The 20,281-nt window shown below is 49.0% G+C and carries 19 protein-coding genes; 9 read left to right on the top strand and 10 right to left on the bottom strand.

All coding sequences use genetic code 11. From position 1 onward, the window contains the following. The 4 genes from COW20_01080 to COW20_01065 form a co-directional block, all read right to left on the bottom strand. A complete protein-coding gene (locus COW20_01080; protein ID PIW50843.1) occupies positions 1 to 516 on the bottom strand; it encodes a peptidase P60 in 516 nt (171 codons plus the stop codon). A gap of 235 nt (positions 517 to 751) precedes the next feature. After that, on the bottom strand, positions 752 to 2,056 hold the full coding sequence (locus COW20_01075) for an acyl-CoA dehydrogenase (GenBank protein ID PIW50842.1): 1,305 nt from the start codon (positions 2,054 to 2,056) through the stop codon (positions 752 to 754). After that, complete coding sequence (locus COW20_01070) at positions 1,966 to 2,817, bottom strand: transposase (GenBank protein ID PIW50912.1); 852 nt, start codon at positions 2,815 to 2,817, stop codon at positions 1,966 to 1,968. Before COW20_01070 ends, COW20_01075 begins: the two co-directional genes overlap by 91 nt. Beyond that, complete coding sequence (locus COW20_01065; GenBank protein PIW50841.1) at positions 2,814 to 3,176, bottom strand: hypothetical protein; 363 nt, start codon at positions 3,174 to 3,176, stop codon at positions 2,814 to 2,816. Before COW20_01065 ends, COW20_01070 begins: the two co-directional genes overlap by 4 nt. A 471-nt stretch (positions 3,177 to 3,647) precedes the next feature. Here COW20_01065 and COW20_01060 point away from each other — a divergent pair, with 471 nt between their 5' ends. Beyond that, positions 3,648 to 5,090, top strand: coding sequence for a sodium:proton antiporter (locus COW20_01060; GenBank protein ID PIW50911.1), 1,443 nt, complete (start codon positions 3,648 to 3,650; stop codon positions 5,088 to 5,090). 70 nt (positions 5,091 to 5,160) lie between these two features. Beyond that, the gene (locus tag COW20_01055; protein ID PIW50840.1) at positions 5,161 to 6,435 is read left to right on the top strand and encodes an MFS transporter; all 1,275 of its coding nucleotides are present in this window, start codon (positions 5,161 to 5,163) and stop codon (positions 6,433 to 6,435) included. On the opposite strand, the gene COW20_01050 is transcribed toward COW20_01055, so the two are convergent. From COW20_01050 to COW20_01040, 3 genes are read right to left on the bottom strand one after another with little or no spacing between them, the layout of a single operon-like run. Further along, entirely contained in the window at positions 6,432 to 6,824 is a 393-nt protein-coding gene (locus COW20_01050; protein ID PIW50839.1) for a hypothetical protein, read from the bottom strand. The two genes, COW20_01055 and COW20_01050, sit on opposite strands and share 4 nt — an antisense overlap. Then, on the bottom strand, positions 6,814 to 7,275 hold the full coding sequence (fliS, locus tag COW20_01045) for a flagellar export chaperone FliS (protein ID PIW50838.1): 462 nt from the start codon (positions 7,273 to 7,275) through the stop codon (positions 6,814 to 6,816). The genes COW20_01050 and fliS overlap by 11 nt, the downstream gene beginning before the upstream one ends. Positions 7,276 to 7,308: 33 nt before the next feature. After that, entirely contained in the window at positions 7,309 to 9,915 is a 2,607-nt protein-coding gene (locus tag COW20_01040; protein ID PIW50837.1) for a hypothetical protein, read from the bottom strand. 607 nt (positions 9,916 to 10,522) lie between these two features. On the opposite strand from COW20_01040, the gene COW20_01035 reads away from it, so the two are divergent. From COW20_01035 to COW20_01025, 3 genes are all read left to right on the top strand, one after another. Continuing rightward, positions 10,523 to 11,878, top strand: coding sequence for a hypothetical protein (locus COW20_01035; GenBank protein ID PIW50836.1), 1,356 nt, complete (start codon positions 10,523 to 10,525; stop codon positions 11,876 to 11,878). Next, positions 11,875 to 12,711 (top strand): hypothetical protein, encoded by an 837-nt coding sequence (locus COW20_01030; GenBank protein PIW50835.1) that lies wholly within the window; start codon positions 11,875 to 11,877, stop codon positions 12,709 to 12,711. The genes COW20_01035 and COW20_01030 overlap by 4 nt, the downstream gene beginning before the upstream one ends. A gap of 70 nt (positions 12,712 to 12,781) precedes the next feature. Then, the gene (locus COW20_01025; protein PIW50834.1) at positions 12,782 to 14,542 is read left to right on the top strand and encodes a hypothetical protein; all 1,761 of its coding nucleotides are present in this window, start codon (positions 12,782 to 12,784) and stop codon (positions 14,540 to 14,542) included. On the opposite strand, the gene COW20_01020 is transcribed toward COW20_01025, so the two are convergent. Further along, a complete protein-coding gene (locus COW20_01020; protein ID PIW50833.1) occupies positions 14,539 to 15,348 on the bottom strand; it encodes a hypothetical protein in 810 nt (269 codons plus the stop codon). The two genes, COW20_01025 and COW20_01020, sit on opposite strands and share 4 nt — an antisense overlap. Next, positions 15,345 to 15,566: a hypothetical protein gene (locus COW20_01015; protein ID PIW50832.1), complete on the bottom strand. Its 222-nt coding sequence runs from the start codon at positions 15,564 to 15,566 to the stop codon at positions 15,345 to 15,347. Before COW20_01015 ends, COW20_01020 begins: the two co-directional genes overlap by 4 nt. Positions 15,567 to 15,642: 76 nt before the next feature. Between COW20_01015 and COW20_01010 the strand changes: the two genes are divergently transcribed. Genes COW20_01010 through COW20_00995 form a run of 4 tightly spaced genes read left to right on the top strand, consistent with a single transcriptional unit; the run spans position 15,643 to position 18,539 of the window. Further along, positions 15,643 to 16,623, top strand: coding sequence for a serine dehydratase (locus COW20_01010; protein PIW50831.1), 981 nt, complete (start codon positions 15,643 to 15,645; stop codon positions 16,621 to 16,623). Further along, on the top strand, positions 16,620 to 17,663 hold the full coding sequence (locus tag COW20_01005) for a hypothetical protein (protein ID PIW50830.1): 1,044 nt from the start codon (positions 16,620 to 16,622) through the stop codon (positions 17,661 to 17,663). The genes COW20_01010 and COW20_01005 overlap by 4 nt, the downstream gene beginning before the upstream one ends. Then, positions 17,660 to 18,244 (top strand): hypothetical protein, encoded by a 585-nt coding sequence (locus COW20_01000; protein PIW50829.1) that lies wholly within the window; start codon positions 17,660 to 17,662, stop codon positions 18,242 to 18,244. Before COW20_01005 ends, COW20_01000 begins: the two co-directional genes overlap by 4 nt. A gap of 1 nt (position 18,245) precedes the next feature. Further along, positions 18,246 to 18,539, top strand: a complete 294-nt coding sequence (locus COW20_00995) for a hypothetical protein (protein ID PIW50828.1) — start codon at positions 18,246 to 18,248, stop codon at positions 18,537 to 18,539. On the opposite strand, the gene COW20_00990 is transcribed toward COW20_00995, so the two are convergent. Next, positions 18,520 to 20,247, bottom strand: coding sequence for a hypothetical protein (locus COW20_00990; protein PIW50827.1), 1,728 nt, complete (start codon positions 20,245 to 20,247; stop codon positions 18,520 to 18,522). The two genes, COW20_00995 and COW20_00990, sit on opposite strands and share 20 nt — an antisense overlap. Positions 20,248 to 20,281: the final 34 nt, after the last annotated feature.

The following is a 20,281-nucleotide window of genomic DNA, read 5'->3' as shown; positions in this document are numbered from 1 at the left end:
CTAAAAGTAATCAGGAGTCATGCGTTTTGCTCCCACATAACGCTGGCTGTACCAGCCATCAGACAGGGAGTTGATTTGAATCGGCTTGCCACGGCGTGGGGCATGGATAAATTGGTCATTGCCGGCGTAAATGCCCACATGGCCAATGGGATAACCGCCAGTGGAAAAGAAGACGATGTCTCCGGGTTGAAGCTCTTCACGCTTCACTGTGACCCCATAATTGAACTGAAGATCCGCCCGGTGGGGCAGCGTGATATTAAATTCTTCAAAGGTAAACTTGACGAGCCCCGAACAATCAAATCCACGGTTGGGATCTTCTCCTCCCCAAATATAGGGAAGGCCGATATGTTGTTGGGCACTGAATACCACTTCACGTCCAAATTGAGAGACACTGGATGTGGCCTGTGCAGGCATGTGTGGAAGACTTAAGCAAACGGCCAAGATGGCGCTGGTGGCCAGGAAACGCTTGAACATGCGTTTTTTTCCTCTTTTCAGCGTTGATTCTGATAATCGCATATTTAGACATTTTTTGCTGAATTCAGCAAAAAACCTAGATTAGATATTTAATCATATTTAATCTTGAATCCGTTTAGGACTTTGGTAGTATATGCGATTCATTTGCAATATGTCAATCTTTGCATGAAAAATGGCCGCCTCAAAGCGGCCTGAAATTGAATTGTGAAGCGTCTTTTATGCGCTGCGCAAAAGATTTCGTTTTCAGCCCCTTCTGGATGAAGGAGCTCCAGTTTTTTTAATAGGATCTTGGCAGTTTTAAGGAATGTTCTGCCACAAAATTGAGAATCATTTCGCGGGTAATCGGAGCTGTTTTCAGCACCCTGGCGGCATTCCAGTAATAAATGACTTCATATTCCTCTGAAAAACCGTATCCGCCATGGGTTTCGATGGCATGGTCTGCTGCCTTGACCCCCACATCGGCAGCTTTGAATTTAGCGAGATTGGCATAATGGCCTACCTCCGCAGGGGCTTGGCCCTGATCAAAGGCCCAAGCTGCCCGGTAGGTCAATAAACGCGCTGCTTCCTGCTCGATTTTGGTTTCAGCCAGGGGGTGGGCGATCGATTGGTAGGAGCCAATGGCCCTGCCCCCAAAAACTTTGCGTTCGCGGGCATAGCGGGTTGAGCGCTCCAGAAGAAAATCGACCATGCCAGTGGCAATGGCTGCAGCCAGAATACGTTCAGAATTGAGTGAATCGAAGATGATCCGGGCTCCCTGGTTTTCTTCACCGACAAGATTTGAGACGGGTACTTTGACATCTTCCAGAAACAGAGCCCATTGTTTAATGCCCTCTAAGCCTTGAAGCGGAAGAAATTGTTTTTCGAGCCCAGGGCTGTCAGTATCTACCAGCATCAGGCTCAGCCCATAGGTTTTGCTGCCCTTTTTCATGGCTTCTTCAAGGGTCGCTGTGCGGGTGACCAAGAGCATTTTCTGGGTGCTGTCGACGCCACTGATAAATACTTTTTGCCCCTTCACTTTGTAAAAATCGCCCTCGCGCACGGCCATGGTAGCGGTATTGAAAACATTGCTGCCAGCATCAGGTTCTGTATGGGCATAGCTTAAGCGCATTTGACCTGTTGCGATTTGTGGCAGAATTTCTGCTTTGAGTGCTTCTGAACCATGGGCCAAAATGCAAAGTGCATCCATGGCTGTGACCACGGCGTGAACACAGGCAAATCCATGGGCACTCAAGGTTTCCAATCCAATCACCAGGGGCATCAGCCCCATGTCTGAACCGCCATAGGCTTCAGGCAAAAAGCTTCCCATGATCCCGGTCTCGGCAAAGGCTTGCCAGAGTTCATCGGGAAATTGATGGTGTTTGTAAATTTGCTGACGCCAGGCCGTATGTTTACTTTCATGGCGTTTGAGCATGCTGAGAATCGCATCCTGTACCATGCGCTGTTCATCTGTGAAGGAAAAATCAAAACCCATTAGCTGAAATCCTCTTTTGCTTAATTTTGTTTGCGGTTGTTCATCAAGGCACCCAGGTCGAGCACTGAAGTCGAACCGGGGCCCTGAACGACGGGCAATTGCCCATTCCATTTTTCGATGGCGGTGCGTTGCACCTGTAAACGCTCATAATCCAACAAGGCGGGGCTGAGTTGGGCAGCTTTCAAACGATTGGCCTCAGATTCGGCTTTGACTTCAATCAAACGCCGTTTGGCCTGGGCTTCGGCTTCGCGCAATTCATTTTCACGTTGCTGGGCGCGTTGGGTGGCAGCAATTTTAGCATTGAGTGCATTGACAACCGCGTCGGGCAAGCGCATGGTGCCAATGATGCTGATTTGTTTGAGATCAAAACCCTCTGGCCCGACTTTGTCCTTGACCTGTTTGTTGACTTTGTTGAGAAAATCAGATTTGCGCGGGCCATAAATGGCCTCGACATCCATGGTGGAGGCCACCATATTAAAGGAGTCTCTAACGATATTGCGCAGATAGGTGGCTGTGATTTCTTCGATGCCTTTGCGATGTTGCCTGAATATATCTGAAACCTTGTGCTCATTGATCGAATAGGATAAACCAATATCCGCATTTACAGACAGGCCTTCAGAGGTTTGGAAGGTAATTGAATCGTCGTTTGGAGAGCCTTCCGATGGATTTTTGGTCCAGGTCACATTTTGAATAAAGGTCGGAAAGACATGGTAATCGACATTGGGGGTTTGCAAATAACGTCCGGGGCTGATCACTTCAATACCGCCCTTGGTATCTCCGTAAAGATTGACTTTGACGCCGACATAGCCGGTAGGTACTGAATAACAGGAACTCAATACAAGCAGACTTGCAAAAAGCAAAACACGCCTCATGGCATTTTCTCCTTCTTTTGGGGGGCCTCAGATTTTTGCATGGGGAGCTGGGAATCAAGCGAAGGCCTTTCAGATTTCAAGGCTTGAAGAAACTGGTTTTCACGTTCAAGTTCCAAAGCCTGAAGTTCAGCTTGGATTTTTTGCGATTCCTGTAAGCTGCGTTGATAGCGTTTTTCAAGCAGCAGCGGGTGGAGCCAGAGTCGATAGCCACCCAAAGCATAGATTCCTGCCAGCGCCAGACCAATTAAATTCGCGCTGGTTTGGGCTTGATTGAGCAAAAACGCAAAGAGCATCCACCCAGGAAGCAGAAAAATCAGATAGAACCACTTCAACATGCCCGTTTCTTTACCTGAAACCATCAAGTTTACCCCCTGATCATACACCTAAATCTGAGGAGACCCAAATCGATCTCCGCTCGCTTGCAGATCGGGATCTTTGCAATCTGTGGCAGCACTGGGTAAGATAGATCGAGTTCCTTTGAAGGAGAATGCCGAGTGAATCAAGCCCCTGTTCGATTGTTTAGCCCCCATTTCCTGCGTTCACGTGCACTGTGGTTTTTTGTTCTTACGCTTTTACTCGGCTGGTGGGCGGGCCAGTATATTCAACCGGTCTGGACGGCCGAAAAAATTCTGCTGGATGTTCATACGGCAGGGCCCCGTTTGGCCTATACCTATCAGGGAAAACAAAAATATCTGCCCGATGTCTTAACGCCCTATATTTCTTCGCCTTTGCATCCCGATAATCTGAATGAATTGAAAACCGCACATAAATCTCCAGAAATTTCTGAAGATTTTGTCACGGAAAGGGTACGCCTAGAGGGCAAAGAAAAAATGAATTACTACTGGCTGCGCGGCAAACGACATTGGGGTTTTTGGTCGCTTTTGCCAGCACTGGTTGCGATTGGGCTCTGCTGGTTAACCCGTGAACCCATGACTGCTTTGCTCGGCGGGATTATTGCCGGGGCTTTTCTGCTGGGGCAATATGATTTAACCGAAGAGGTCTTCGTGCCCAGTTTGGCCACAGACTCAGCAGCACAGATTCTGATTCTTTACCTCTGGCTTTTGGGGGGGCTGATGGGCCTGTGGTCGCGCATGGGGGCACCTCAGGCCTTTGCTGAGATGATGAGTAAATATGTGGTGAGGGGGCCGCGCTCAGCACGTTTGGTGGCCTGGTTGCTGGGGGTGATCTTTTTTCAGGGCGGAACGGTCAGCACCGTTTTGGTAGGAACCACGATCAAACCCTTGGCCGACAAGGAAAAAATCAGCCATGAAGAGCTCTCTTTTATTGTCGATTCGACGGCCTCTCCGATTGCCTGTCTTTTGCCCTTTAATGCCTGGCCTGGCTATGTGCAAACCTTTATATTTGTTTCAGGGGTGCCGTTTTTGGTGACAGAAGCGGATCGTCTCGCTTTTTTCTTTAAAAGTATTCCACTCAGTTTTTATGCAATTCTGGCTGTTTTAAGCACTTTTTTACTCAGTATCGACAAGCTTCCCTTCGTGAACCGCCAGTTGCGTGCCGCGATACAAAGAGCACGCAGCAGTGGAGCGCTGGATGCGCCGGATTCCCGTCCTCTAAGTACGCCTGAACTGCATACCAGTCGGGTGCCTCAGAATTACCATCCCCATGTGATTGATTTCTTTCTGCCCTTGGTGATTTTGATTGGGATTGCGATTGGAACCTTTCTCAGCAGTGGCTCCCCCAAAATTCGCTGGGCCTTTGGGGCTGCACTGGTTGCCGCCGCGATCATTGCGACTGTGCGGGGCATGTCGCTTTCAGATTTGGTAGAGGGCTTTGGCGAGGGGCTGAAAGGCGTTGTTTTGGGCTCTGTGATTTTATTGCTTGCGATTACGATTGGGGGCATTTCCAAGGCCACAGGCGGTGGCAATTATCTTGTGGAATTGCTGGGCACCACGCTGCCCTACTGGAGTTTGCCGGTGATTCTCGAAATTTTGACGATTGTAATCGCTTTTTCGACAGGCACCAGTTGGGGAACCTATGCGGTGGCCTTTCCTCTGGCCATGCCCTTGGCTTGGGCCATCGCCCAGAGTCAGGGGCTTTCAAACCCAGAATTGTTTATGATGATTTGTTTTGCCGCTGTCATGAATGGCAGTGTCTTTGGCGATCAATGTTCGCCTATTTCTGATACCACGGTCTTGAGCGCCATGTGTACGGGGGGAGATTTGATGGACCATGTCAATACCCAATTGCCTCAAGCAATTCAGGCCGCAGTGCTTGCGGGTATTGGCTGGACGCTTGTCAGCTTTCTTTGCTGATAAAAACAAACTGAATCTGCTAGCCCCTCTCCCTGTTCTGCGGGTAAACTTCCCTCACCCGTGAACGGAGATGCCGTTCCAGAAAGAACCTGCCATGACAAAATCGAGTGAACGTTTACTGTTGCTGACTTTGGCCCTGATTCAATTTACGCATATTGTCGATTTTATGATCCTGATGCCTTTGGGCCCCCAATTGATGCGGCTATTTTCTATCAGCCCCAAAGAATTTGGGCTCTTGGTTTCAGCCTATACTTTTTCTGCCGGAATCTGCGGATTTTTATCTGCTTTTCTGGTGGACCGTTTTGATCGCAAACATATTCTGCTGGTGCTTTACAGTGGTTTTATTTTGGGAACTTTGGCCTGTGCCCTGGCCCCCTCCTATCCGGTTTTGCTGGTGGCAAGAGTGCTCACGGGTTCGTTTGGGGGCATTCTGGCTGCCGCAGTGATGGCCGTGATTGGCGATGCCATTCCCATGGAAAGAAGGGGCTCCGCGATGGGCATTGTGACCTCCGCTTTTTCAGCAGCATCGGTCTTGGGGGTTCCCTTGGGGTTGTGGCTGGCCAGTCTCTTTGATTGGCATTCCCCCTTTCTGTTTCTCAGTGGCGTTTCGATGGGGGTCTTTTTTCTGATTTTAAAAGGTATTCCCTCGCTCAAAGCGCATCTCACGCCTTCCGCGCCCCAACAACATCCCTTTCAGATTTTGGGGGATGTCTTCAAAAATCCCCCCCAGATTTGGGCCCTGATTCTGACTGTTTTTATGATGATTGGACAATTTGCGATTATCCCCTTTTTAAGCCCCTCCATGGTTGCCAATGTGGGCTTTTCTGAAGCGCAATTGACCTTGATCTATCTTTTGGGCGGCGCCACCACCTTGATTACCGGGCCTTTGATCGGAAAACTGGCTGACCGCTATGGAAAATTAAAAGTTCTTGTCTTGTTTTTTGGGCTTTCGATCTTTCCGCAATTTCTGATCACCCATTTGGGGGTGACACCGCTTTATTTGGCGCTTTTGCTCAGCACCAGCTTTTTTATTGTTTCAGGGGGAAGAATTATTCCTGCGATGGCTTTGATTACAGGTACGGTTAGCCCCCAGCGCCGGGGCAGTTTTATGAGCATTCAGTCTTCAGTGCAACAGCTTTCAGCCGGGGTGGCTTCACTGATGGCGGGCATGATTGTCTTTAAAGATGCACAGGGGCATTTAGAGCACTATGGTGTGATTGGTTGGATTGCCGTGATTACGACCCTGGCCTGTATGGGCATTGCCCCCCAACTGCTTAAACAGGCGCAGGAACCTGTGCTTAAACAGCCCCAGGAAACAATGGCTCGACCTGAAACAGGTGCTTAGCCCTGATTCTCAAAAAAGCGGGAGGTTTCTTCGGCCTGTATCCCCTGTTCAAGGTAGGAAGTGGTCGCAGAAAACTGTTTTCCCATTTTTTGGGATTCCTGTTTCAAATCGGATTGAAGCTTTTTGATTTTCTCCATGAGGATTTGATCTGCTGCTTGACGTTCCCCCAAGGCCTTTAAAAATTCAGGGCTGGGGGCTGTCTCGTTGCTGGCGAAAAATTGATAGAGGATCGAAATCAGCGCTTCTCGCCGGTCGAGCAGATCCCAAACCTGAATGAGATCAAGATCTGCACTGGGCTCTGCTGCTAAGAGGGCTGTGAGTCGCTCTGAGAGTTCAGAGAAAGCCTTTAAGATTTCCTGGGGTTCTGGGCTTGGCGAATTAGCCTGCAAAATGTCGTTCACGGGGTTCTGTATCCAGTTTGCCTTCTGAGCGCATTTGACCCACAACGCCTGCCACTTCATCCCAGGCGCTGCGCAAATTATCCAAAAGTGAAATCACTTCCCTGACGGGTTCGGGCGCGTGGTCGATATTGGCTTTGACCAGCAAGCGGTACATATAATCATATAAATTAAATAGATTGTTAGCCAATTCTCCGCCGACCTCCATATCCAAAACCGACATGAGTTCGAGTAGAATCGCTTCTGCCCGCAGAATATTGCGGTGTGAAGTTTCAAGTTGTTCTTCATCTAGCGCTTGTGCTGCCAGATTTAAGAATTTAATCGCCCCTTCATAGAGCATGACCAGCAAACGCTCAGGGGTTGCCGTTTCAATCTGCGCCAATTTGTATTGTTCCATAGGCGTTGCAGAATGCGTAGCCTGATGGGTTTCTGTTTCCGTCATGATCTTTCCCGACTTTGAAGTATTTCTATTGTATCATTCGACACTTTGCGGCAGAATCTTAAACGTCAGGATTTCAAAGGGTTGGGTCAGGATTTCCACGGCTTGGTCAGAGATGCTCAGACCTTCTGTCAACTCTTGGGTTTCAAGGGGGTCTGTCAGCACGACTGAATCAAATTTAAACAAAATCTCAAAGGCAAGTTTGACGGGGTGCTCAAGCAGATTGACCAGCCTGAAGATGATGGCCTGCTCATGCTCTGCTTTTTTTAAGCAGCTAAGTGCGATGCCTTCGGTTTTGATGCGGAATAAACCCGGCAGTTCGCTTTCGCGCTGGCCCTGGGTGACCAGCGGGGGATGTTGCCATTGAAAGACCTGTTTCAAGGCTGCTTTGCGTGAATTGCCGCTGAGCGCCAGGCGATAATCATAGCGGTGCTCGCCCAGACACTGGGCTTCAGGCGTTTTCATGCGCGGCCCTGCGCCTCCCCCACGGGTGCGCAGATCATCGCGCGAGAGCCAGCCCACAGCACGCAGAAAAGTCAGAGCCAGCGTCGGTTTGCCTTCCCACGACATCAATTCTGCCTCGTGCAGACCTTCGGTGTGTACCACATAGCCCAAATCTTCAGGCCCATGGATATGAATCCAGTCATCAAAAGGGAAGGTATCTGCAGGACGCTCTTTGCCCGGCAAAACATCCAGCGCGCGCGGAGGAGACATTTGGCGTTCCAAGGCGCCAAAGGCCGTAGAACTCCAGCAGCGAATCGGCCCCAACTGCGATTTGAAAAGTAGCCGCAGCCGATGATCCCGGGCCTGGTTCTGTACCCAGGAAGTAAAGTAGAGCCCCGGATCATTGGCATAGAGCCGAATTCGGGTTTGAATTTTACAGGGAACATTGACCCCCGAACGCGATTGACGATCCTCGCGCAATTGGGCGGGTAAGAAGCCAAAGTAGGTAATATGCAGGGTTTGTGAAAGCCCTTGTTTTTCAACTTGAAACTCTTGAATATGCAGGGTTTGGCGTGGATTGTCCTGGGGGGGAGAGAAAGTATAGGAATCCCCGGCATCGCCTTCATCGACAAAGAGGTGGCCTTCTAAAACCCGTATCCAGGTATGATTCTCCTGGCGGTAGAACTGCAACTGCCCTTTTTCAGAATCCAATCGCACACGGCACCAGGCATTTTCAATCGCGCAGGGTTCGGCTGATTTTCTCATGCCCGGCAGGGGCAAGGCTGTCTGATGGGGATTGATCTTGATCACCCGGCTGGAGAAGGCAGGAATGTCTGCTGTGAGCAGACATTCATAGCGCACGATTTCTTCCCAGTGGGGCAGAATATCGGGCTCTGCAACAAATTTTTCGGCTTTGACCCGTTCCAGAATTTCATAGACCAGCGGATTTCCCGTGGGGTCGAGCAGGGAAAAACTTTGCATTTCCATCTCGGCTGGAAATTCCAGACTGACGGCTAAACAGCCCTGATAATCCACTGGGCCGGCATTGATCAGGTGAAGATATTCGCCTTTTTCCCCGCACAGAGAGGTTTGCACCAATTCATTCAGGGCGCTGTTTTTCAGTTCCTGGCCCAAGCTTTCTGCGGCCCGAAAGCGCGGCAGCATATCCTGGTGCACTTCATCAATGCTGCAGCCACAGATGCTGTCGTGCGGGTGGTTTTTGAGCAGATGTTTCCAGGCTTGCTTTAAGACAGCAGCAGGATCCGATGGGGAATTTTTCAGCCAGTTCCAAAGCAAAAGCGGTTCCACTTCAGTGGTTAAAAGGTTTTGAATTCGATCATTGAACTGTTTCAGGTAGCGCCGGGTAGAGAGCACGCCGGGGAGAATATAGGCGGATTCGCAGTTTCGCAATTCTCCATGCACCGTTTCGATCGAAAAATTGAATTTTTCAAGTTCTTTGAGGTAGGTACCAATCGATGCGGGCTTGAGCGTATACCAGCTCTGCGCACTGTTGAAAGCCTCAAGATCGGCCTCAAAATTGAGGGGCAGGCCGAGATGGTCTCCGCCTACCGGCATGAGCAAAGGAGCAGGAACAGGCGTGGCGTCTTCAATCCCTTTGAGAAAATTTTTGAAACTTTCTTCAGGAAAGGGGGTGGTATGAAAGGCATCCATATAATAGCCCTTGGTCAAATGCAGTGTGGTTAAAGAACTTCCATCTAAGGCCGACCAAAAGAAAATATTGCGTGAAGGACGCACCCCCCGCCAGAGGATAGCGGGTTCAAGCCCTGATTTTTTTAGCAGTTGGGGCATTTGCGCCAAATGCCCAAACATATCAGGCAGATAGCCAAAGGCTGTTTTTTGCCCCCAAGCCTGCGATTGCTCACGCCCCAAGAGCAAATTTCGGATCAAGGCTTCACCACTCACCAAAAATTCATCAGGTAAAACATACCAGGGGCCCACTTCAAGTTGGCCAGAGGCAATCATTCGCATCAGGCGCGCTTCTTCCTGGGGGTAGACTTCGAGAAAGTCTTCAACGACTGCGGTTTGTCCATCCAGCATAAAGACACGCTGGGGATCCTGCTCTAGCGTATCGAGCAAGGCTCTCACCACCTGGCAAAGGCGAAATCGGTAGGATTCAAAGCTGCGATACCACTCGCGATCCCAATGGGTATGCAAATAGAGATAAACCTGTTTGTTCATGCTGAGGCGGATTTGCTCCTGATCATCATTTAAGAATATCCCTATTGAAACTTATTTTTGGGGGAATGTCGAAAGAATCTTTGCTGAAATTTGGGCGGGACTCAAATCTTGACAAAAGTTTACGCAATGCAGAAATGGCTTGAAAGTAAGTGTTTATGGGGTCTTTGTCAAAATAAAAGTATCCTCTACATTTTTTTTCATGTATAATATCTTATATGAGGAACAATATTTCAGCACGATCGTCCTATAAAATAGGAGAGGGTTGAATGATTCCCTCTAATAGACTTGAAGAAAGGAGGTAGACCAGAATGTATGACGATATTTTAAAAGAGATGAAGAACCGGATTGAAGACAAAGAGAAGAATTATATCGAATGGCGGGACAAGCGGCAGCAAGAGTTGATGGATTTGGCACGTGAAGTGGATTTGATGATGGATCGTCGCCGGAATCGTAAAGCTCGTATGAATAACAATGCTTGAGAGATGGGCTAATAGATGAACCAATTTAATCTGGTCATGACAGGGACCCTGAGAAATCAGGGTCCTTTTCATTTGAACCCTACCCTGGGTTACAATGAAATCGCAAAATCCTCACTCTGGAATGATTTATGAAACAGAACTTGCTGCGAAGCCTCTTGCTTACCACCCTTCTTTGCGCTGCCCTGCCTGCTTGGTCGCAAACTGAAAGCAGTCTTTTGGACAAAGCGCAGAACGCTTTTTCTAGAGGCGCATACCAGGACGCGATTGGCTCGCTGGAATCCTTTCTCCGTCTCAATCCCAAAGATTTAAAAGCTTTGCAATTGCTGGCTGAATCCTATTTAAAACGCAATGAAATTCAATTGGCTGAAGCCACGCTTGAAAGTGCATTGCCTTTGGAGCGCAATCATGAACGCACCCATTTTCTCTTTGGCCAGCTGCGCTTGCAGCAAAAAGAATATCTGAAAGCCAGAAGTGAATTTCGCAGCCTGATCTATTTAAACAAAGCCAATCAAGCCGTTTATTTGCATCTGGCCCAGACGGCACAAGCCTTGGGTGAGCAAACAGAACTTGCAGAAGCCTTAACAAAGGGGCTGGAACTGAGCAAAGAAAAAACGGAAGACCGGGCCCGTCTGCTTTTGTTTCAGGCCAAACTCAACTCAGAACCTGAGAAAGCTTTGCTGGAGCTTTCAGACTATATCCTCGGACCCGAGCTCAAAAAAGAAGTGCAGCAGGAGAAATTCCGCTGGTTGGCTGAGCAGAACCAGTTCAGAAAAATTATCGATATCAGTTTTGAGAGCCTGAGTGAAGCTGCCAAAGATCAGAATACGACTTTGGCCACTGCTGTTTATGCTGATCTTTTGCGCTGGCTTGGAAAATCTCAAAACCCAGATCTTGACCAGACCTATCTGCTGCAGCAGATGGAAAAACTGCATTCCCTCTACCCCAATGACACGATTACCCGTCAACAGCTGATCAGCCATTACCAACGCCTCAAACAGCCCGAAAATTTATTGGCCCTTTACCGCGAAGAGCTGATCAGCAAAGGGGCAGATTTGGATCCCCTGGAACAGGCGCAATTGTTTAGAAATATTGCCGATCTGCACTTGCAAATGGGTTATCTGCAATTTGCCTATGACAATTATCTGCGGGCCATCGACAAAGTTCCTGCAGATTTTCATTCCCGCTTGCGGGTGGGCGTAATTTATCTGACTGCCAAAGATTATAAAGAGGCAATTAAAACCTTTGAAAAGATCTTGGTGGAACAACCTGTGCTCTACGAGGCCCGACTCTACCTGGCTTTTGCCCAAGCGTTCAACCAAGAACCCGAAAAAGCAAAGCAGAGCTTGGCAGCTGTGCCTGAAAATTTTGAACCCAATTTACAAGTTTGGCTCAAAAGTCTGATTGCTTACCAGAATACGGAGAGCATGACGGATATTTGGAAACAACTTCTGCCTGAGTTCAGAGACCTTCCTGCCAAGCAATGAATTTTTGGAAAGAGTTTAAAACCTATTCCCGCGTTTTTCCCCAGCCCTTGCGTACTCAGGATACTCCCTGCTGGGTGATTGCCCACCGAGGGGCTTCGCGTGAAGCGCCAGAGAACACGCTCTCAGCCTTTGCTTTGGCCATGCATCAAAAAGCGGATATGTTGGAATTGGATGTGCGCTTGAGTCGGGATCAGGAAGTGGTAGTCTTTCACGATCGCAGCTTGAAACGCACAGCTGGAACCGATGCCTTGCTTCAGCAATACAGTTTGGATGAATTGAAACAATTGGATGCAGGCAGTTGGTTTGACCCCCGTTTCAATTCAGAAGAAATTCCCAGTCTGGCAGAGGTATTGGAATTAACGGCAGGCAAAATCATGCTCAATATTGAAATTAAATCAGATGCCGTTTTTCGCTCAGAACCCCTGATTGAGCGTAAAATTGTACACTTGCTGCAACAGTACTCGATGGTGGAACATGTCATGGTTTCATCCTTTGACCTTTTGGCCTTGAAACGAATCAAAGAACTTGCACCCACACTTTCTACGGCTTTGCTCTATGGCAATACGGTGCGTTCGAACCTGCGTGGAAAGATTCCGATCTATGGTTTACAGGCTTTTCGCTGGTTGCTGGAGGTCAAGGCCGATGCCTTGAATCTGCGTTACCCTTTGGTCAGCCCGGCTGCCATGCGCCGCAGCAAAGAGATTGGGGTGCGCATGCACCCTTTTACGATCGACAGCCCCAAAACGCAGAAAAAATTAATCCGCCTGGGTGTGGCTGGGATTATTACCAACCGACCTGAACGCCTGCGCCATTTTATGCACCGACATTTTTAATTCGCTTGTCTTCTCCCTTGTAAACCCTGTTATGATAGAACTTACGTGAACAAACAGGGTGATTGAAACCATGATACAGGCCAGAAATTCTTTTGTGAAAAGCCAGCGTTATTTCAGATTGGCCCTGAAAAAAGCCGATCCTGATTTCAGTTTTTTATACGCCAAGGGCATTGAGCATTTCCGTGACAGCCTGACGGCTGATCCCCAGTTTCAAACCTGGTTGGAGGGTTTGGATGCGCTTTTGGATCTGTTTCAAGCCCAACCCACTCAAACCTGGCTCCTGGAAGTGATGGAGCGAATTTGTCTTGAGTATTCAGAGCAGGTATATCCGGCCCCCGATGAACTCTTTCTTCTGCTCGGGTTTCTCAGCAAATTTAAAAATTTTTCTGATTTGGAGCCTGAACTCTATCAACGGATTTTTCAATTTGCAGAAGGCTTTTTTCAATATTTTGGTAAAATGCATTCTGAATGGAATGGGGAATTGCTTTTTCTGCGCGCAGAATTGCTTTTTCAGATTGCGCTCAGTTCCTCTCCCCCCAGCCAGCCCTTTCTTCAGGCCGCGACCCACAGTTTTCTTCAGGCCAAGCACTGGAAACCACAAAACTCGGAAAGTGAGAGCGCTCTGGCCACCTCTTTGCTCTACCAGGCCTGTTATGCCAGCGAAGGCCAAAAAATGCTTTATAAACAGGCCTGGCAATCGCTCTGTGCGCTTTTGCGCAATCCCCAGCCCTATCCTCCCCGGCTAGAATTTTCTGAAATTCTTTGGTATGCCCTGATTCAAAATCTCAGCTTTTCAGAAAATTTAACCCTTTTCAAATTGCTTACCAAAAATTGGCTTTATGATCAAACCCTTTCTGTTGAAGAACGGGCCTTTTGGCTCACCGAGCAGCAGAAAAAACACTATTTGTCAGCGCTCCAGCGCCTCCATCGCAGCCTCTTGATGCAGCTTGAAACCCAGAGCTTCAACCACAGCCAGAGCGCGCATTATCTTGAAGCCTGGCTCGAGATGGTGTCTGTTGGCAAAACAGAGTTCAGTTGGCTACGGGCTTGCCTGCAATTGACGCAAATGCTTCAAACCACTGTGGCTGAGATTGAATTTCAGACGGGTTTGCAGAATCTTGCTCAGCTCTTGCAAAACTGGCTGGAACAGGGCTTTCCCGAGGCGGCTAAGGGCTGTGCGAATTGGTTGGGGGCACTTTTGCCGATGATCTCTGCACTTGAAACCCAGAGCCTTTTGGAGCTGGCCCATGGTTTTTACCTGATTCTGGCTGAAATGCTCTTACAGGGCTGGTTGGATGAGGATGGCTACCAGCAAGTTTGGCTGGATATTCTCAGTCAACGTTTGATGCAGAACAGGCAGCATGACCCTGTTTCGCAGGCCTTGATTCAACACATGGAAAATGCCTGGATGGCCTTGATAGCCTGTTCTCCGGATGAACATATCATTATTGACAACCGTGAAACCCTGCTTGAGCTTTTGATTCGCTCACGTTCTCGACAATTTGAGCGTTTATTGGAAATGCTGCACAATCTCTATGCGATGTTGCTGAATCGGCATACCTGCGATTTTAATCTTGCCAATTTGGCCTCTTATTTGCAAACCCTGGCTGAACATCGGTCGGGTGAAGAAAGCCGTCAACTTTTGTTAGAATCCTGTCAGGCCTATGCCCAGGCCTGTTCAATTGCAGAAGATGATACGGAACTGCTTTTTGCCTGGCAAACGGCCTTGCGTCGGCTGGCAGAATTTGATCCCGAACATGCGCAAGAGCTTGAGTCTGAGGCCGATGATATCTACCGTCAGGCCTTGGAACTTCTTTACCAGCGCTCTTAAACGCGAATAAAACCCAGTTGTGCAATTTCAGCGGGTAAATCAACTGCTGGCAAAAAGCGCATCTCGAGATTGTAGCGGGGCTGGGTCATTTCGGAGGTAAGATAGGTGCGATGCAGGCAGAAACTGTCATAGAATAAGGCGTCACCAGGTTGCATGGGTTCCATCCAGAAGCTTTCTGCAGGAAAATAGGGCAAGATTTCGCTTTCAAGATCTAAATCGCGATTGTCATAAAAATGCTCACCCCGAAAGGGCTTTTGACTGAGGGGGCGAATTGCTTTCAGCCCGGCGGGGATCAGCTCCAAACCCGGTCGGTCAACGCCACAGCTTACCAAGGGTGACCAACAATGCAAAAACTTCCAATCGGGATTGAGAAAGTGCCCATCCTGGTGAAAGCCTGTATACCATTGGGGTTCCTTGAGGGTTTGACGGCGAATCACGGCGTGAATACTTGAATAGAGAAAGGGGCCGCGATACAGGGCATGCAAAATATCAGGCAGGGGGGATGCCAAAAACAGTTTGTACAAAAAATCAGAATCCCCCTTAAACAAATGCAGACAGGCCCCTGGTAAATGGTTGATCATATGGGGCACCAATGCGAAATAGTCTTTTAAGAGGGGGTCCAGGGTATCTGTTAAACGTTGATAATCGAATTGGGCAAAGGCACTTTCACTCCATTGGGCGAGATTTGTCATGACTGCTTGGGGAAAAAGGCCATTGATGCGGACACAACCGGCTTGCTCCAAGGCCTGGAGGAGATCTGGCAGGGAAAGATCCTGGGCTGTAAATGTCAACTGGGGATAGTTCATGGTTTTTCCCGATGCCAGACCATAAACAGATACAAAATCAGAATCAGCGTGAACCCAATGCCGGGATACAGGCTTCTTTCTGCTTCTACGTGCCGAAAAAAATACTGAAGATAGCCGTTGAAGGCGATCGAAGTAAACAGCAGCATATTGATATATTTAAATTTCTGCGGTTGAAACAGGTTTCGGAAATCGAAAAGATGTTTCAGGTAGTCTTTCATGGCGGCCCCAGCAAGTCCTGGAATAGTGGTACAATGCGCTCCAGTTCAGTGTACGATTAAACCCTTGTGGATATCAATGGCAGACAATTATCAGAAACCCGATCTTTTCATGCTCAGACAGGTACATGCGCTGATCTCAGAACAGGTGCATCAGACACCCGTCGTACATTCTGAGCAAATCAGTGCGCTCTGTGGGGGCCCTGTTTTTTTTAAGTGTGAAAATCTTCAAAAAGTAGGCGCATTTAAGTTTCGTGGTGCCAGTGCAGCCTTGGCGCTCTGTTCACCTGAAACTCTGAAAAAGGGGGTCACTACCCATTCCTCTGGAAACCATGCCCAGGCCTTGGCCCGTGCTGCCCGTGAACGGGGAATTCCGGCCTGGATTGTGATGCCCGAAAATGCTCCCCAGGTCAAAAAGAACGCGGTCAAAGGCTATGGCGCAGAGATTGTGGAATGCGAAGCGACACTTGAAGCCCGTGAGCGCAGCTTGGCCAAGGTGCAATCCGAAACCGGCGCCCATTTTGTGCATCCCTATAACGATATCCGCGTGATTGCCGGTCAGGCCACAGCCACTCTGGAATTGCTGGAACAGGCCCCGAAGCTGGATTATTTACTCGCTCCTGTGGGGGGCGGTGGTCTGCTCAGTGGCAGTGCCCTTGCCGCTCACTTTCTTTCCCCCCAAACCCAGGTGATAGGCTGTGAACCCCAGGGCGCAGATGATGCCTTTCGCTCTTTTCAGGCCAAACAACTCCTGCCTTCTGTAGCTCCCAAAACGATCTGTGATGGGCTTTTGACCTCTTTGGGCAGTTTGACTTTTCCCTTGATTTTGGAATATGTTCAGGCGATTTATTGCGTGGGAGAATCTGAAATTATTGCCGCCATGCGCTTGATTTGGGAGCGTTTGAAATTGGTGATTGAACCCTCTGCGGCAGTCCCCCTTGCGGTTTTACTCTCTGGGCAACTTAGTCTGAAGGGAAAAAGTGCCGCTGTGATTCTCTCAGGAGGCAACCTCGATCTGGGGCTTTTGCCCTGGGCTTCAGGGGCTGAAGGCCAGGCATGAGTTATTTACAGGTGCCGAAAATGGGGTTTTTATTTCATATCCCCGAAATGTATTTTAACTACCGCAATGTCTTGAATTTATTGGATCGTGACAGTTTTGATATTGTCTTGCCTGACGAAGCCTCAGAATCTCTGCTGGATATTATGGCGGCTGAAGAATACCGTTTTTCGTATATTTCTGAATTGTTGCAATCGAAAACCCTCTACCGCTACTTGATCTCAGATCATATTTTTCTGCATGACTACCAACTGATGAATCAATTGGGCAGCCGTCAGATCAAATTTTCGTCTGAACTGGGCTGCGATCGCTTGCATTTGAACAATTGGAATAAACTCTACGATATGATTCTCTGTTTTGGACGCTACCAGGAGAAAAAATTAAAATTTTGTGAGCGCTCCTGGATTTTTCAAGTGGGCTGGCCCCAGTATGACCCCTTCTTTCAGGAATGGAACCCGGATTATGAGGCTTTAAACGAACACTTTGGCTGTGACCCCCACAAACCCACGATTCTTTGGCTGCCCTATTTTGAAGGACTTTCCTCGATTGATATCTATGCAGAACGCATGGCTGCCCTGACCGATCGCTACAATGTTTTGGTCAAACCCCATGATTATACCTTGCTTGAAGAATACGAGCGGATTCAATTGCTGGATCAATTGCCCTTTACCTCGGTCTTGAAACGTCCGATGGATACTTTGCCCTTGCTCTTGCTGGCCGATACGGTTTTTGCAGATTACGGCAATACCCCCTTTCCTCCGCTTTACTGTGATAAGCGTTTGATTCTCTTGAGTGTGCCCTTTGCCCCCGAACACGAGTATGTGGGCTTTGGCTCTTCAGATATTACCCTGCGCTCCTATTTGCCGACTTTAAAACCTGAATCGAGACTGGATGAGTTTCATGCCCTGCTGGAAGACGAGGCCCCTTGGGAACGGTTTTTCCGCAAAAAGAATATGCTCAAAGAGCGCTTCTTTGCTTCAACCTATGGCAGCAGTGCGCAAAAGTGCGCCGAGATCTTGAATTCCTTGGATCGCTATCTGTGAACCCACGCCCGCCCGCTGCTCTGCCCACGCGAGACGATAAAATTGCCCAGTGCTTACGGGCGCTGGGGGTTTTGACGCAGGCTGCCCGTCAGAACGAATTTAAGGATCTGCGCTATTTGCAGGGCATTGTAGCACTGGCTTACCGCTTGATGGAGTTGGATTTCAAACGGCTTGAGGGCTATCTTTGCTTGGCTTGGATTTTTGCACTTTTAAGGGAGTATTCCCGCGCCTGGCAGGTTCTTTTGCACGCCGAAAAAGTTTGTACGCCCCATGCGGATCTCGACTCTGCCAAAAGCCTTTTGATGAAGCTTGTGAACAAACCTGTGAGCTTATCACCTGTAGAAATACAGGCTGTCAGCATCAATTTTGATTTGCTGCCGGTTTTGCCCGTGCCTGAAGCTAGAGCAGTCAGTTCGAAAGAGGGATTGCCTGCCTGGGCTGATCTCAAAGCGCAGTTAGAAAGCAGTTTGATTTCGACTACACCAGCGGGCCTGAGCGAGCGCTGGCAGGCCCTGCAAGGCGCTTATCATCCCTTACAGGCCCTTGTGCTACAAACTTTTCGGGCCCAGCAGGGAGACTAAAATGGCAGATCATTTTCAAGCTGAAAACCGTCTCGAGAATTTAGAAGCCAAGCATCCCCGTATCTTAAAGGGGGCCTTGGAGCGCATGTTGGAAGATGGACGCGTACGTGCCGAGGAGCCTGAGGGGTTGAGGCCTTTGGTGGAGCTTGCCTTGAAAGCGGGTTCTGCGCAAAGAGAGCAGAGCGTGAATGACTATTGGCTGGATCAGATCAAGGCCCCTGCCAATGGACAGGCCTTGGACCAAGTCTGGGCTGCGTTTTTTCGGCAGGCAGAACTCAATCCGCCCCAGGTTTGAGCAGCAGTGCATAGATTCGGTCGGGTTCCTGCGAGCGCGCCCGAATAAAGCGGTGAAGCTCATACAGGGTGATTTCTTCAGATTTTTGCAAAGCAGTTTGAAACTCTGGATCCATCATCAGGGTGCGTGAAAACACCAAGTGATTGGGTTTTGCCTGCTCAAGCAATTGCAAAGTGGTTCTGAGCCCAGGGCCAGAGGCCTGTAAAGCACTGCCTTGGGATGAAAAATCAGCTCCACCGCGATGCAGAGCCAAAGCGACTTGAAGTTTTTTTTCGGGCTTCAAGAGCTGATTCCAAGCCTTTACCTGCTTCAGAATCTGCAGGGCAGCCTGTAAGCCTGATTCAGCCCAGGGAAAAATCATCAGGGCGTTTTCTGGGGTGGTTTTGAGCCTGCGACCACAGTATTTTAAACAGATTTCCTGAAGCAGGGTGGCTTGATCAGGGCCTGAAAGGCCATCTTTTGAGGTGAAGCCAAGGGCTAAAAAGACCTCCTGGGTGATTCGCCAGGTGTCTCCTGAAAGCGTTTCCAATTCAGGTAATAAATACTTTAAATTTTCGCTGCTCATGGCTTGAGCCGCACTCAGGCCTTCTTGAGGCGCATAGGGCAAATAGGCATAAAAGACTGCGCCTTCTGGAACCTGGCATTGCAGTTTTAAACGGCCATCCAAGGCCAGAATGGGCCATTCACTGTCTTCGAGTCGATCTTTGACCTGGATGGTGACTTCCTCTGCTCCTCGGGGTGCGATGCGCAGATGCAAATGCCCAGATAAACTGGGAGAGGCGATGCGAAGTGCTCCCAAGCTTTGGGGCGTTAAAGTATGGGTCTCTCCAGGCCCAAGCCAAAACTGAGCCAGACGTTGCTTTTGCGAGCGTGGAAAAGGGGAGGGGGGAGTACCTTCCGTCTCTGGTTTTCTGAACCAAAGCGAAAGATGAATATCGGGTTGAATTTTATAATTTTGGCCATATTTCTGACTTGGGTATTCAGTCGGCAGTTTGGCGGGTGCTTTGAGTTCTGTTAGCAGGGTGCCATCGGGTTCCAGCACTCGCCAGAAAGGAGAGCAAAGCCCCAAGTAGCTGTACTCGATCAAGGCGCATAGAATTTGCTCCCGTGCGATGCCTGTAGCTGTTTCGAGCATGAGGGGATGTACTGCCCCCTGATGATTGGCCAGGTGCTGGGTGAGGCGTGCAGCCTTTTGGGTGAGACTGGGAACCGCTGGCAAAGCAGGATACTTTGTTTCAGAAGCTTCCTGCAGATTCAGTGTCTGCAGAATCTGTTTGTTTAAAGCAGAAAGATAGAGTTCGAATTTTTTTTCAAAGGCGGGGGTTGGCGGCTGAAGCAGATACGAAAGTTTGACCTGCAAGAGCGTTCCTTCTGCCTCTGGCTTCAAATCAAACTGCCAGGCCAGATAGCTCAAGCTTTGCCGGGGAGCAAGGCGTTCCAATCTGTAAAATCTGAGATAATCCCAGCTCAGGGGAAACTCCCAAAACGCTTGGAGAGGGCCCCAGAGGGCAGAAGAAACCTGTGAAAGGCCTAGCTTGTGCTGAAAAAATTTTCTGGTTTCAGCGGGAACGCCCATGCTTAAATGCAGGGCATTCAGATCAAAAATCTGCTCCCATACCCGTTCTGGGGAGAAGGCCAGGCGCAGTTCAAATTGTTTCGATTTGGCTTTTTTGCGCGCTTGGGAGAGGCTTTGAAGTTCGGGAAACATACCACGATCTTTCTATTTCAAACTCTACCCATTG

It is taken from the genome of bacterium (Candidatus Blackallbacteria) CG13_big_fil_rev_8_21_14_2_50_49_14 (genome assembly GCA_002783405.1).
In the GTDB taxonomy this organism is placed as follows: Bacteria; Cyanobacteriota; Sericytochromatia; order UBA7694; family UBA7694.
Note: the sequence above shows the minus strand (reverse complement) of the source record. Positions and strands in the feature narration are given on the sequence as shown.